Origin of the sequence: Streptosporangium sp. NPDC000095, assembly GCF_042899335.1 — a bacterium.
GTDB lineage: Bacteria > Actinomycetota > Actinomycetes > Streptosporangiales > Streptosporangiaceae > Streptosporangium.
On the sequence record NZ_JBIAZS010000011.1, the window covers coordinates 18,328 to 31,518 of the forward strand.

11 protein-coding genes and 1 tRNA gene are annotated in these 13,191 nt (G+C 69.9%); 7 read left to right on the plus strand and 5 right to left on the minus strand.

From position 1 onward, the window contains the following. Nucleotides 1-107: 107 nt before the first annotated feature. From ACFY3V_RS23730 to ACFY3V_RS23745, 4 genes are all read right to left on the minus strand, one after another. Nucleotides 108-986, minus strand: a complete 879-nt coding sequence (locus tag ACFY3V_RS23730) for an NUDIX domain-containing protein (RefSeq protein WP_389776274.1) — start codon at nt 984-986, stop codon at nt 108-110. Next, a complete protein-coding gene (locus tag ACFY3V_RS23735) occupies nt 979-3,042 on the minus strand; it encodes an RNA degradosome polyphosphate kinase (RefSeq protein WP_350950216.1) in 2,064 nt (687 codons plus the stop codon). Before ACFY3V_RS23735 ends, ACFY3V_RS23730 begins: the two co-directional genes overlap by 8 nt. A 62-nt stretch (nt 3,043-3,104) precedes the next feature. After that, a complete protein-coding gene (locus tag ACFY3V_RS23740; protein ID WP_389776277.1) occupies nt 3,105-4,223 on the minus strand; it encodes a TetR family transcriptional regulator in 1,119 nt (372 codons plus the stop codon). Nucleotides 4,224-4,273: 50 nt separating this feature from the next. Continuing rightward, entirely contained in the window at nt 4,274-5,215 is a 942-nt protein-coding gene (locus tag ACFY3V_RS23745; protein ID WP_362898801.1) for a fatty acid desaturase, read from the minus strand. A gap of 401 nt (nt 5,216-5,616) precedes the next feature. On the opposite strand from ACFY3V_RS23745, the gene ACFY3V_RS23750 reads away from it, so the two are divergent. The 5 genes from ACFY3V_RS23750 (at nt 5,617) to pth (ending at nt 9,896) form a co-directional block, all read left to right on the plus strand. Beyond that, a tRNA-Gln gene (locus tag ACFY3V_RS23750) sits at nt 5,617-5,688 on the plus strand. Between the two features lie 166 nt (nt 5,689-5,854). Next, nucleotides 5,855-7,306, plus strand: coding sequence for a bifunctional UDP-N-acetylglucosamine diphosphorylase/glucosamine-1-phosphate N-acetyltransferase GlmU (gene glmU, locus ACFY3V_RS23755; protein ID WP_362898803.1), 1,452 nt, complete (start codon nt 5,855-5,857; stop codon nt 7,304-7,306). A gap of 100 nt (nt 7,307-7,406) precedes the next feature. Further along, on the plus strand, nt 7,407-8,384 hold the full coding sequence (locus tag ACFY3V_RS23760) for a ribose-phosphate diphosphokinase (protein WP_350950220.1): 978 nt from the start codon (nt 7,407-7,409) through the stop codon (nt 8,382-8,384). A gap of 242 nt (nt 8,385-8,626) precedes the next feature. Continuing rightward, a complete protein-coding gene (locus tag ACFY3V_RS23765; RefSeq protein WP_362898805.1) occupies nt 8,627-9,229 on the plus strand; it encodes a 50S ribosomal protein L25/general stress protein Ctc in 603 nt (200 codons plus the stop codon). Nucleotides 9,230-9,290: 61 nt separating this feature from the next. Then, nucleotides 9,291-9,896, plus strand: a complete 606-nt coding sequence (gene pth / locus ACFY3V_RS23770) for an aminoacyl-tRNA hydrolase (protein ID WP_350950222.1) — start codon at nt 9,291-9,293, stop codon at nt 9,894-9,896. Between the two features lie 195 nt (nt 9,897-10,091). On the opposite strand, the gene ACFY3V_RS23775 is transcribed toward pth, so the two are convergent. Further along, nucleotides 10,092-10,592 carry a 3'-5' exoribonuclease domain-containing protein gene (locus tag ACFY3V_RS23775; RefSeq protein ID WP_350950223.1) on the minus strand — a complete coding sequence of 167 codons (501 nt, stop codon included), beginning with the start codon at nt 10,590-10,592 and terminating at the stop codon, nt 10,092-10,094. Nucleotides 10,593-10,910: 318 nt separating this feature from the next. Between ACFY3V_RS23775 and ACFY3V_RS23780 the strand changes: the two genes are divergently transcribed. Together ACFY3V_RS23780 and ACFY3V_RS23785 are read left to right on the plus strand one after the other, a co-directional pair. Continuing rightward, a complete protein-coding gene (locus ACFY3V_RS23780) occupies nt 10,911-12,419 on the plus strand; it encodes a sugar transferase (protein ID WP_389776284.1) in 1,509 nt (502 codons plus the stop codon). Then, nucleotides 12,419-13,186: a 3'(2'),5'-bisphosphate nucleotidase CysQ gene (locus tag ACFY3V_RS23785; protein ID WP_362898812.1), complete on the plus strand. Its 768-nt coding sequence runs from the start codon at nt 12,419-12,421 to the stop codon at nt 13,184-13,186. Before ACFY3V_RS23780 ends, ACFY3V_RS23785 begins: the two co-directional genes overlap by 1 nt. The last annotated feature ends 5 nt before the right edge of the window (nt 13,187-13,191 follow it).

Genomic DNA, 13,191 nt, shown 5'->3' on the forward strand with positions numbered 1-13,191 from the left:
GAGCTCCGGCGGCACGAGGTCCCCCATGCTCCGGCGGCACGAGATCCTTCACGGCGGGACGGCCGACGTGTCCTTCACGGAGGGACGCCGACGCCTCAGGCGTGCCGTCAGACGTCGTAGGCGTCCACGGCCACGACGTCGCCGCCCGCGTGGTGCAGCACCATGAACGCGCCCTTGGCCAGCCGCGTGTCGCCCGCCCGTTCGTCGAGCCCGGCGATCAGCTCGGGCAGGACCTTGCCGTGGCTGCAGAGCGCGACGGGCCGGTTCGAGGCCATCGCCTCCGTGGCCAGGCGCAGGGAGGCCCGGCAGTCGTAGCCGTTCTCCGACAGGACGGATTCGAGCCGGATCGGCAGACCGGCCCGCTCGGCGTACGGCTCCAGGGTCTGTACGCACCGCCTGCTGGGTGAGCTGACCAGCTCCGCGGGGCGGAAGGCGCCCAGCACGCTCGCCAGCACCTCGGACTGCCCGCGCCCGCGCCCGTCGAGCGGCCGGTCGTCGTCGTCGCCCTTCCAGTCCTGCCGGTTTCCCGCCAGGGCGTGTCGTACCAGCACGAGCGGGGTGGTCGCGAGCGGCGCTTCGCCGAGCGCGCGCAGCAGCCCGGCGTCCCACTCGTAGCTCAGGCGCCGTGCGGCCTCCTCCACCGGTAGCCAGGCCACGCCGTCGACCTCGTGGGTGTCGGTGCGACGGCCCTCGGAGACCATCCTGGCCAGCCAGTAGTCGACCCGCTTGGGCCGCCCGCCCTTGAGGTAGTGGCTCGACGGCAGCGACCGGCCGAACTCCACGGTGAGGCCCGTCTCCTCGGCCACCTCCCGCAGCGCGCCGGCGACGGGGTGCTCACCGCGCTTCAGCTTCCCCTTGGGGAACGACCAGTCGTCGTACTTGGGCCGGTGGACGAGCGCGACCTCCGGCGCGTCGGGGGAGCCGCGCCAGATGACCGCCCCGGCCGCGTGGATCATGTCGTCCGGGCGGGGGCCGCGCTCAGTCATCGATCGCTCTCCACCTGCGGGTGCCGATCAGGTAGGTCTGCAGGTCGTCGCCGGGGTGCCGGGTCCAGGTGCCGTCGGAGTTGAGCCACCAGGTCGCGGTGTCGTCGGACATGGCCCGGTCCAGCAGGTCGCTGAGATAGTTGCGCTGCTGCTGGCTGGAGACCTTGACCAGCGTCTCCACCCTGCGCTCGATGTTGCGGCGCATCATGTCACCGCTGCCGATCCAGATCTCCGGGCGCCGGCCGTGGCCGAACTCGTAGATCCGCGAGTGTTCGAGGAACCGGCCGAGCACGCTCCGCACCCTGATGTTCTCCGACAGGTCGGGGACACCGGGGCGGAGCGTGCAGACCCCGCGCACCCACAGGTCCACCGGTACGCCGGCCTGTGACGCCCGGTAGAGGGCGTCGATGATGGGCTCGTCCACCAGGGAGTTCGTCTTCATCCTGATCCTGGCCGGCCGTCCCGCCTCCTGGTGGGAGATCTCCCGCTCGATCCTGGCCAGCAGCCCGCCGCGCAGCGAGTGCGGGGCGACGAGCAGCCGCCGGTAGGCCGAGTGGTTGGAGTAGCCGGTGAGGTGGATGAACAGGTCCGTGACGTCCTCGCCGACCAGCCGGTCGGCGGTGAGCAGGCCGAGGTCCTCGTACAGCCTGGCGGTCTTGGGGTTGTAGTTCCCCGTGCCGATGTGGCAGTAGCTGCGCAGTTCGCCCGAGGGCTCCTGGCGCACGACCAGGGCGAGCTTGCAGTGGGTCTTCAGGCCCACGACGCCGTAGACCACGTGGCATCCGGCCCGCTCCAGCTTGCGAGCCCAGGTGATGTTGGCGTGCTCGTCGAACCTGGCCTTGATCTCCACGACCACGACGACCTGCTTGCCCGCCTCGGCGGCGTCGATCAGCGCGTCCACGATCGGCGAGTCGCCGCTGGTGCGGTAGAGCGTCTGCTTGATGGCGAGCACGGCGGGGTCGGCCGCGGCCTGCTCGATGAAGCGCTGCACGCTCGTGGAGAACGAGTCGTACGGGTGGTGCAGCAGCACGTCCCGCTCGCGCAGCACCGCGAAGATGTCGTCCTCGACGTGCACGACCTCGGCGGGCACGAACGGGCGGAAGCTCAGCTCGCCCCGGTCCAGGTCGGCGATCGCGTGCAGCCCGGTCAGGTCCAGCGGCCCCGGCAGCCGGTAGATCTCGTGCTCGGCGACCCCCAGCTCGTCCACCAGCAGGTCGAGCACCTCGGGCGTGATGGTGTCCTCGACCTCCAGCCGGACCGGGGGGCCGAAGCGGCGCTTGAGTAGCTCGCGCTCCAGCGCCTGCATGAGGTTCTCCGTGACGTCCTCGTCGACGTCGAGGTCCTCGTTGCGGGTCACCCGGAAGACGTGGTGCTCGACGATCTCCATGCCCTTGAACAGCTGTCCGAGGTGGGCGGCGATCACGTCCTCCAGCGGGACGAAGCGGTCCCTGGAGGCCGTGACGAAGCGGGGGAGCTGGCTGGGCACCTTCACCCTGGCGAAGACCGTGTTGCCCGTCGAGGGGTTGCGGACGGTGACGGCCAGGTTCAGGGACAGACCCGAGATGTACGGAAAGGGATGGGCGGGGTCGACGGCGAGCGGCGTCAGCACCGGCCTGATCCGCTCCCTGAAGAGCTTGCGCATCTCGCTGCGCTCGTCGCGGCCCAGATCGTCCCAGCGCACGATCTCGATGCCCTCGGCGCCCAGTTGCGGGCAGATCCGCTCGTGGAAGCAGGCCGACTGCCGCTGCGCGAGGTCGTTGGCGATGGCCGCGATCCTCGCCAGCTCCTCACGCGGTTTCAGCCCGCTCTTCGTGCGGAGCAGCAGGCCGGTGGCCATCCGTCGTTTCAACCCGGCCACCCGCACGCGGAAGAACTCGTCGAGGTTGCTGGCGAAGATGGCGAGGAACCGCACCCGTTCGAGCAGGGGCAGCGACGGATCCTCCGCCAGCTCCAGAACCCGTTGGTTGAACTGGAGCCAGCTCTCCTCCCGGTTGAGGAAGCGTTCCTGGGGTAGGGAGAGCCCATCGGGGGCCGGGCGAACGAGTTCAGCGGACATATGACCAGAATGCCCGCTTTGATTGAACGGAACGTTAACTTCGTCTCAACGAGCGCTGTTGCTTACTCACTTGGTTCAAGCTTTTCCCGCCCCGTGTCGACGGAGCTTGCGTGCCTGCGGCCGTCCCCGGCGGCCCTGGCCTCCTTGAGCCGCGCCTTCTCCAGATCTCGCAGCTCGCGCTCGCGGGCCTTCTCCTGCTCCCGCAGCAGTCGCTGCTGCTCCCGGTACTCCCGCTCGCGCACCTTCTCCAGCTCCCGCTGCTCGCGGAGCCGGATCTTCTCCAGGTCCTTGGCGAGCTTCTCGGCCTCGCGCCGCTCGCGCTCGCGGGCCTTCTCCTGCTCCTTGAGCTCGCGCTCGCGCAGCTTCTCCTGGTTCTTCAGCTCCCGCTCGCGGGCCTTCTCCAGCTCCCGGATCTCCTTCTCCGTCAGGGGTGGCGACTCCTCCGGGGGAGGTTCCGGCTCCTCCGGCTCCTTCTGCTCCGGCCCGGTGGCGCGCGGCCGGGGGCCGGAGGGGTGGGGTTCCGACGGGCGCGGCTGTGGATGGGCGAGCCGGTGCTCCAGGCCGCGCGAGGCCGCGGTCAGCCGGGGGTTGGGATCCAGGCCGGTCAGACCGTTCCAGGCCAGGTTGACCAGGTGGGCGGCGACCTCCTCGCGCGCCGGTCTGCGCACGTCGAGCCACCACTGGCCGGTCAGCGCCACCATGCCGACCAGCATCTGGGCGTACATGGGAGCCAGTTTGGGGTCGTAGCCTCGCTCGACGAACTCGTCGACCATGACGTCCTCGACCTGGCTGGCGATGTCGTTGATCAGGCTGGCGAACGTGCCGGTCCCCGAGGCGGCGTGCGAGTCACGGACGAGGATGCGGAAACCCTCGCTGTTCTCCTCCACGTAGGCCAGCAGGGCGAGGGCCGCCCTCTCCAGCTTGATCAGCGAGTGCGAGGCGGACAGCGCCTCGGTCACCAGGCTCAGTAACTTCTGCATCTCCCGGTCGATGACGACCGCGTACACGCCCTCCTTACCGCCGAAGTGCTCGTAGACCACCGGTTTGGAGACGTTCGCGGTCGCCGCGATCTCCTCGACCGATGTGCCGTCGAACCCTTTCTCCGCGAACAGGGTCCTGCTGATCTGGATCAGCTGTTCCCGGCGTTCCTTACCTGACATGCGCCGTCGGGGTTCGCTCACGTCTCTAATAATGGCGTTCCCCCGCTCCCGGACGGGACCCGAACCCCGGGTCAGGCGGCGATGCGCTTGGCGGCGAGGCGCTCGGGCGTCGGCCAGCGCACGTCGTAGGCCCATCCGGCCTTCTCGAACCAGCGGATGACGCCCGCGCTGAGATCGATCTGCCCCTTCAGCACGCCGTGCCGGGCGCAGGTCGGGTCGGAGTGGTGCAGGTTGTGCCAGGACTCGCCGAAGGAGGGGATGGCGAGCCACCACACGTTGCGCGACTTGTCGCGCGACTCGAAGGCCTCCTCGCCGAAGACGTGGCAGATGGAGTTGATCGACCAGGTCACGTGGTGCAGCAGGCCGATCCTGACCAGCGTGCCCCAGAAGAAGCCGGTCGCCATGCCCCACCACGACCAGGTCAGCAGGCCGCCCAGCAGGGCGGGCATCACCATCGTGGTGATCGCCAGGACGGGGAAGAACTTGTGCAGCTTGATGATGTCCGGGTCCTTGACCAGGTCGGGCGCGTACTTCTCGCGGTTGGCCCTGTCGGCCTCGAAGAGCCAGCCCATGTGTGCCCAGAGCAGGCCCTTGGCCACGGCCACGAAGCCCGTGCCGAAGCGCCACGGCGAGTGCGGGTCGCCCTCCTTGTCGGAGAACTTGTGGTGCTTGCGGTGGGTGGCCACCCAGTCGAGCACCGACATCTCCATGGAGAGGCTGCCGGCGATGCCCAACGCGATCTTCAGCGGGCGCTTGGCCTTGAACGAGCCGTGCGTGAAGTGGCGGTGCAGGCCGACGGTGACGCCCAGTCCGGTGACCACGTAGAAGACGCTCGCGATGATGACGTCGGACCAGCCGAGTCCCCACCCCCAGGCGAACGGGACGGCCACGACCAGCGCGATCAGCGGGGCGCCGACCACCACTCCGAAGGTGATGATCTCGGGCAGGGTCTTCCGCTCGGGGTCGATGTCAGGTTTTGGGCCCTGAGCAGGGCGCTCTTCGATGAGGGTCATGCGCTACCTCGCGGTGGCTCGGAAAAGGCAAGGACTCATGTCCGGCTACGCAACCGTAACCTACGCAATCGTAAGTTAGGAACACCTAAGCGCCTAATGTCAGGAACATGACTCTCTGGGATTCACTCCGTAGCGGGTCCATCACTTGTTCTACCCCCGGCTGACCTGCTAAACGAGGATCCCGCGCGCGCCCGCCCGTGAGGCCGGTGGCGCCCGGGGGATCCGTGTCCCCTGAGGCGTCCGGGATGCCTGGGAGATCGGACGACCGAGCGCGTGCCCGGTCGCACGGGCCTCGGGGGTGGGTCGCGGAAGCGGGTGTGGAAACGGGGCGCGTTCGGCGGTGCGGGCTCTGTATCGTAGGGGTGCCGGGCGTACGGGTTCCGTCCCGATCGCCCGACCGGTCCGGCATTGGGTAATTGGCAGCCCGCAAGGTTTTGGTCCTTGTTGTCCAGGTTCGAGTCCTGGTGCCGGAGCAATCCACTTCTGTCTGTTTTATTCGCTCGGCTGGTCGGCTGAGTGGCTCCCCGAGGGGGAAGGTATCCTCACGGTGTCGAGCAGGTGAGGACGCCGCCCCCCGGGGTAGCCGTTCGTCACCACGCTTCGCCATGTCTCAGTCGCGACGCCGAGGGAGCCTCGTCCGTGAGTGTGCCGCGCCCGGCAGCCGTCATCGTCCTCGCCGCAGGCGAGGGCACCCGGATGAAGTCGAGAACACCGAAGATCCTCCATGAGCTGTGCGGCCGCGCCCTGGTCGACCACGTGCTCGCCGCCGCCAGGGACCTCGAACCCGAGCGGCTCGTCGTCGTCATCGGTCACGAGAGGGAGCGGGTCCAGACGCACCTGACCGGGACCGATCCCGACGCGCGGACCGTCGTCCAGACCGAGCAGAAGGGCACCGGCCACGCCGTCAGGACCGCACTGGAGGCGACCGGCACCATCGACGGCACCGTCCTGGTGACGTACGGCGACACGCCGCTGCTGCGCGCCGAGACCCTCGCCGCCCTGCTCGAACGGCACGGACAGGACGGCAACGCCGTCACCGTGCTGACGGCCGAGGTCCCCGATCCACGCGGCTACGGCCGGATCGTCCGCGACGCCTCGGGAGCGGTCCTGGAGATCGTCGAGGAGAAGGACGCGAACCCCGCGCAGCGGGCGATCAAGGAGATGAACTCCGGCGTCTACGCCTTCGACGGACTCCTGCTCGCCGACGCGGTCAAGCGGGTGTCCACCTCCAACGCCCAGGGCGAGGAGTACCTCACCGACGTCCTCGCGATCCTGCGGGAGGACGGCCACCGGGTCGGCGCGCACATCGCGGCCGACTACGTGGAGGTGGAGGGCGTCAACGACCGCGTACAGCTGGCGTTCGCCCGCAAGGTGCTCAACGCGCGCCTGCTGGAGGCCCACATGCGGGCCGGGGTGACCGTGATCGACCCGGCCACCACATGGGTCGACGCCGACGTCATCCTCGAGGCGGACGTGGTGATCCACCCCGGCACCCAGCTGCACGGCTGCACGACGGTCGCCGAGGGCGCGGAGATCGGCCCCGCCAGCACCCTGACCGACACGATCGTCGGAGAGGGCGCGCTGGTGCGCAACGCCGTCTGCGTCGACGCCGTGATCGGCCCCGAGGCCCTGGTCGGGCCGTACGCCTACCTGCGCCCCGGTACGGTCCTGGCGCGCAAGGCGAAGGCGGGGACGTACGTTGAGATGAAGAACGCGCAGGTCGGTGAGGGGGCCAAGGTGCCACACCTGAGCTACGTGGGCGACGCCACGATCGGTGCGGGCGCCAACATCGGCGCTTCGGCGATCTTCGTCAACTACGACGGGGTCAACAAGCACCACACGACGGTGGGAGAGAACGCCTTCGTCGGGTGCGACACCATGCTCGTCGCGCCGGTCACGATCGGCGACGGCGCGTACACGGCCGCGGGATCGGTCATCGACGGAGACGTCCCCCCGGGAGCGATCGGGGTGGCACGTGCGCGCCAGCGCAACATCGAAGGGTGGGTCGCGCGCAGGCGCGCGGGCACCAGATCGGCCGAGGCGGCGCTACGGGCCGCCGAGGCCGGGGAACAGCAGGGGAGCCAGACGTGAGTGAGCGAAGCGAGCGGCCCGGCGAGCGGCCCGATGGGCGGTCCGGCGGGCGCGGCGGCGTCGCGCGGGTATCGGCGGGCTCTCAGGCGAGGGGGACGGCATGAGCGGCATCAAGAAGACCGGTGAGAAGAACCTGATGTTCTTCTCCGGGCGCGCGCACCCGGAGCTGGCGGACGCGGTGGCGAGCCACCTCGGGGTCGACGCGGCGCCGACAACGCTGCGCGACTTCGCCAACGGGGAGATCTACGCCCGTTACCAGGAGTCGGTCCGCGGCTGCGACGCGTTCGTCATGCAGAGCCACACCTGGCCGATCAACCAGTGGATCATGGAACAGCTGATCATGGTGGACGCGCTCAAGCGCGCCTCCGCCAAGCGGATCACCGTGATCATGCCGTTCTACGGCTACGCCCGCCAGGACAAGAAGGGCCGGGGCCGCGAGCCCATCACCGCCCGCCTCATGGCCGACATGTTCAAGACGGCCGGTGCCGACCGGCTGATGTCGATCGACCTGCACACCTCCCAGATCCAGGGCTTCTTCGACGGCCCGGTGGACCACCTGTTCGCGATGCCCGTCCTGGTCAACTACCTCAAGGACAAGCTCGACCTCGCCAGCACCACGGTCGTCTCGCCCGACACCGGCCGGGTGCGGCTCTCGGAGCGCTGGGCCGACACGCTGGGCACCCCGCTCGCCTTCATCCACAAGCGCCGCGACCTCGACGTGGCCAACCAGGTGAAGGTGAACGAGGTCGTCGGCCGGGTGAGGGGCCGGACCTGTGTGCTGATCGACGACATGATCGACACCGCGGGGACGATCTGCAAGGCGGCCGACGCGCTGTACGAGCAGGGCGCGACCAACGTGGTCGTGGCCGCCACCCACGCGGTGTTCTCCGACCCCGCGGTCGACCGGCTGAAGAACTCCGGGATCTCCGAGGTCATCGTCACCGACACGGTGCCGCTGCCCGAGGAGAAGAGGTTCGACAAGCTCACCGTGCTGTCGATCGCCCCCCTGATCGCCCGCGCCATCAACGAGGTCTTCAGCGACGGCTCGGTGACGAGCCTCTTCGAGGGCGACAGCTGACACCCCGTCCCGTCCCCGGGAAACCGTCGTGCACGCGTTCCCGGGGACGGTCCTCTTCCCCGTTCCCGGAGCGCGGTGAAGCCCCTTCCGGAGCTGTCCGAGGGCGTTCGGGACCGCGACGCGTTCGGCGTCACCGTTGACACGGTAGGGTTGTGGGATTGCGTGCGCTCGTAACGCCTTCCGCTAGGGCGGGTGAGGGGGAGCGCACCTTTCCGATTCCCGAGATCCCTAGGAGATCAGCCATGTCCGAAGTGGTCATCACCACCGAACTCCGTGACAAGTTCGGCAAGGGCGCCGCCCGCAAGATCCGTCGCGAGGACAAGGTCCCCGTCGTCCTCTACGGGCACGGCACCGAGCCCCAGCACCTGTCCCTGCCGGGTCACGAGCTGCTGCTCGCCCTGCGTACGCCGAACGTGCTGATCCGCCTTGAGGGCGCCGTGACCGAGCTGGCCCTGCCCAAGGGCGTCCAGCGCGACCCGATCAAGGGCTTCCTGGAGCACGTCGACCTCATCCTCGTCCGTCGCGGCGAGAAGGTCACCGTCGACATCCCCGTCACCGTGGTGGGCGACGTCGCCGACGGCATCCTCGACCAGCAGCTCGTCTCCGTCTCCGTCGAGACCGAGGCCACCCACATCCCCGAGGGCGTCGAGGTCGACGTCGAGGGCCTGGAGGTCGGCACCCAGATCACCGCCGCCGACCTGAAGCTGCCCAAGGGCACGACCCTCGCCGCCGACCCCGAGGCGCTCGTCCTCATCGTCGCCGCGACCCCGGTCGCCGAGCCGGAGGGCGAGGCCGCCGAGACGGCCGAGGCCGCTCCGGCCGCCGAGGGCGAGAGCGCCGAGTAGTTTTCTCTGCTAGATCTGTCAGGGCGGCCCGGGACCGGGCCGCCCTGACGCGTGTGAAGGGATGCCGATCGTGGACCGCTGGTTGGTCGTGGGCCTGGGAAACCCCGGGCCGGAGTACGCCGGGAACCGGCACAACGCGGGGTTCATGGTCCTGGACGAGCTCGCCGCGCGAGCCGGGGGACGGTTCAAGGCGCACAGGTCGCGGGCGGAGGTCCTGGAGGGCCGCCTGGCGGGTGTCCCCGCCGTGCTGGCCAAGCCGCTGTCCTTCATGAACCTCTCCGGGGGGCCGGTCAAGGCCCTGGCCGACTTCTACAAGGTCGACCCGGCCAGGGTGGTCGTGGTCCACGACGAGCTGGACATTCCCTACGGCGCGCTGAGGGCGAAGCTGGGCGGCGGCGACAACGGCCACAACGGGCTGAAGTCGATCACCAAGTCGCTGGCGACCAAGGACTACCTGCGGGTGAGGTTCGGCATCGGCCGCCCGCCGGGCCGGATGGACGCCGCGGCCTACGTCCTGCGCGACTTCGCCACCGCCGAACGCAAGGATCTCGCCTTCCTCGTCGACCGCGCCTCCGACGTGGTGGAGTCGCTGATCAAGGTCGGCCTGGAGCCGACCCAGAACGCCTTCCACGCCGGCGACCTGAACATCTCCGGTCCGCCCAGATAGCCGGCTCAGCCGGTCGGCCTCAGGAGGCCCGCCCGCCTGCCCGTCCGGACGGACGGACCTCCGGACGGCCGGGGCCCCAGACGCTCGGAGCGATCGGAGCGCTCGGACGGCCGGCCCGCCCGGGGAGCCGGTCCGTCCGGGCATTCGGCCCGCCGGGAAGCCGGGGTGTTCGTGCCGTGCTCCCCGTGACCGATGTCAGCGGCGGTCGAACGCCATCAGATTCTGCAGCAGCTCGGCCTGCTCGATCGCGTCGTCAAGCGCGTTGTGGGTGTGCGGACGCCGGGACCGCAGGTGCTCGGGCATCTGCCGCTTGGTCGCCCAGCCGATCGGTACGCCCGCCTTGGCCGCGTACAGCGTCTTGAGGTCGATGCACCGCGAGTGCCCGAACGGCGAGGCGCCGGTGAAGCGCATGAAATACCAGTAAATCCACATCCAGTCGTAGGAGAGCGGATAGGCCGCCAGCACCGGCGAGCTGTTCCCGCACACCTCGCGGATCCACGCGGCGGCCTCCCGCATCGCCTCGGCCGGGTCGCGGCCCTCGCGGATCAGCGTCTCCCGGTCGAGCCCGCTCACGGCGAGCGCCTCGGGCACGTGGTCGTCGCTGATCGGCCGCAACTCCGCGTAGAGCGTGAGGGTCTGTGGATCCACCGGCTCGAAGACCTTTCCGGTCATCCGCCCGGCCACGGCCATACCCATGCTGATCATTGAATAAGGCCCCGGAATGGGGCCATCTGCCTCGACATCCACAGAGATGTATGTTTCGGTCTTCAACCTTCTGGTCTCTCCCGCCACCGCTAGCATTCCATGACTGTCTGTCCGTGAACGGTTACGCAGGGGGAGCGCGTGCGCGACGTGACCGCATTCCAGGCCGCACAACAGAGCGGGTCGGGAGCCGTCCAGGCCACGTGGGAAGCCGAAGGGAAGGCCGTGCCGGCTGTGCGGGAAGGCGAGGCGAAAGCCGTCCCGCACACACGCGAAGCCGGAGCCGCCCCGGACATGCGGGAAGCCGGGGCCATGCGGGAAAGCGGGGCCGTGCGGGAAGGCGGGTCCGGGGCCGTGCGGGAGGCAGGGGCCGTTCCGGTCGCGCGGCGGCGCACACCGGGCTGGGTGCGGAAGCACCGCGCGACGGCCGTCGCCGCCGACACCGTCTGCGCCGCCCTGGCCGGAGCCCTCGCGCTGTTCGTTCGATTCGGCGAGGTTACCGCCTACGTCTTCCCGTACGTCGTGCTGAGCGCCGCCCTGCCCGTCGTCTGGGTCTGCGTGGTCGCGCTGAACCGCGCCTACGAGCCCCGGCTCATCGGCCTGGGCTCCGAGGAGTTCCAGCGGATCCTGCAGTGCGGCTTCATGCTCACCGCCGCCCTCGCCGTCTGCGCCTACCTCACCAAGATCGAAGTGGCCCGGGGCTACGTGGTGCTGGCGCTCCCGCTGACGACACTGCTCACCCTCCTCGCCAGGTACGTCCTGCGCCGTTCCCTGCACCGCAGGCGGGCGCGGGGCGGGTGCATGCGGCGGGTCGTGGCGGTGGGTCACCGGGCGGCGATCACCGAGTTGGTCCGCAGGTTCCGCCGGGAGCGCTACCACGGCATGGAGGTCGTGGCGGCGTGCATCCCGCGCGGCGGGATGCACGATGTGGAGAGCGTGCCGGTCGTCGCGCGCGGCGGGATGGGCGACGTGGCGGGCGTGCCCGTCCTGGGCGACCTCTCCGAGGTCGCGCTCGCGGTCGGGCGGGTCTCGGCCGACACCGTGGCCGTGCTCGCCTGCCCGGAGATGGACGGGGTGGCGCTGCGGCGGCTGGCCTGGCGGCTGGAGAAGACCCACACGGACCTGATCGTCGCCCCCGCCCTGATGGAGGTGGCCGGGCCGCGGATCACCATTCGCCCGGCGGCGGGACTGCCGCTGCTGCACGTGGACCACCCCGAGATCTCCGGCCTGCGCCAGGTGCTCAAGAACCTGTTCGACCGGGTGGGGGCCGGGCTGCTGCTGACGGCGCTGCTGCCCCTGCTGGCGGGGGTGGCGGTGGCCGTACGGGCCTCGGGGCCGGGACCGGTGTTCTTCCGGCAGACGAGGGTGGGGCGCGACGGCGCCGAGTTCACGATCTACAAGTTCCGGACGATGCGCGCCGACGCCGAGCACCGGAAGATCGCCCTGTCCAGCGACGGTCCCGGCCTGCTCTTCAAGATCCGTAATGATCCGAGGGTGACGCCGCTGGGCGCCCGGCTGCGCCGTCACTCACTGGACGAACTGCCGCAATTGATTAACGTGGTTCTGGGGCATATGTCGCTGGTCGGCCCCCGGCCGCCACTACCCGAGGAGGTCGCGAGGTACGGTGACGACGTCCGCCGTCGATTACTGGTCAAGCCAGGCATGACCGGCCTCTGGCAGGTGAGTGGCCGCTCTGACCTCTCCTGGGAGGAATCCGTACGATTGGACCTGCGTTACGTGGAGAGCTGGTCCCTCATGCTGGACCTGCAGATCCTGTGGAAGACTTGGTCGGCTGTCGCGCGAGGAGCTGGAGCATACTGATGACCGTTCGCGACGATCACGAGCTCGCCGCCGAACTGGCGACGACGGCCGGTGAGAAGCTGGCGGCGCTGCGCGCGGAGCGCGGCTTCGGCGACCCGTCCGAGCTTCGCAAGGAGGGAGACGCCTCCTCCCACGTGTTTCTCATGGAGGCCCTGTCCCGGCTGCGTCCGGGTGACAGTGTGCTGTCCGAGGAGGCGACCAGCGAGGAGCGCCTCGACTCGCGCAGGCTGCGCGCCGAGCGGGTCTGGATCATCGACCCGCTGGACGGCACCCGCGAGTTCGCCGAGGAGGGCCGCTCCGACTGGGCGGTCCACGTGGCACTCTGGGAGCGCGGCACGCTGACCGCCGGAGCCGTCGCACTGCCCGCCCAGGGCCGTACGCTCTCCACCCTCGAACCCCCCGTGCCGCCCGCCCCCGAGGCGGGCGCGAGGCCCAGGATCGCGGTCAGCAGGACCCGTCCGCCGGAGTTCGTGCAGAACCTGGCCCGTCTCGCCGGCGCCGACCTGGTGCCGATCGGTTCGGCGGGCGCCAAGATCTCCGCCGTGCTCACCGGCGAGGTCGAGGCCTACGTGCACGCCGGCGGCCAGTACGAGTGGGACTCCGCCGCGCCTGTCGCGGTGGCCCTCGCCTCAGGGGTCCACGCGAGCCGTATCGACGGCTCGCCGCTGGTCTACAACCAGCCCGACCCCTCACTGCCGGATATTCTTGTTTCCCTACCGGGACTGGCGCCAACGTTGCTCGCTGGAATCCGGGATCTGCACCGCTAATCCCC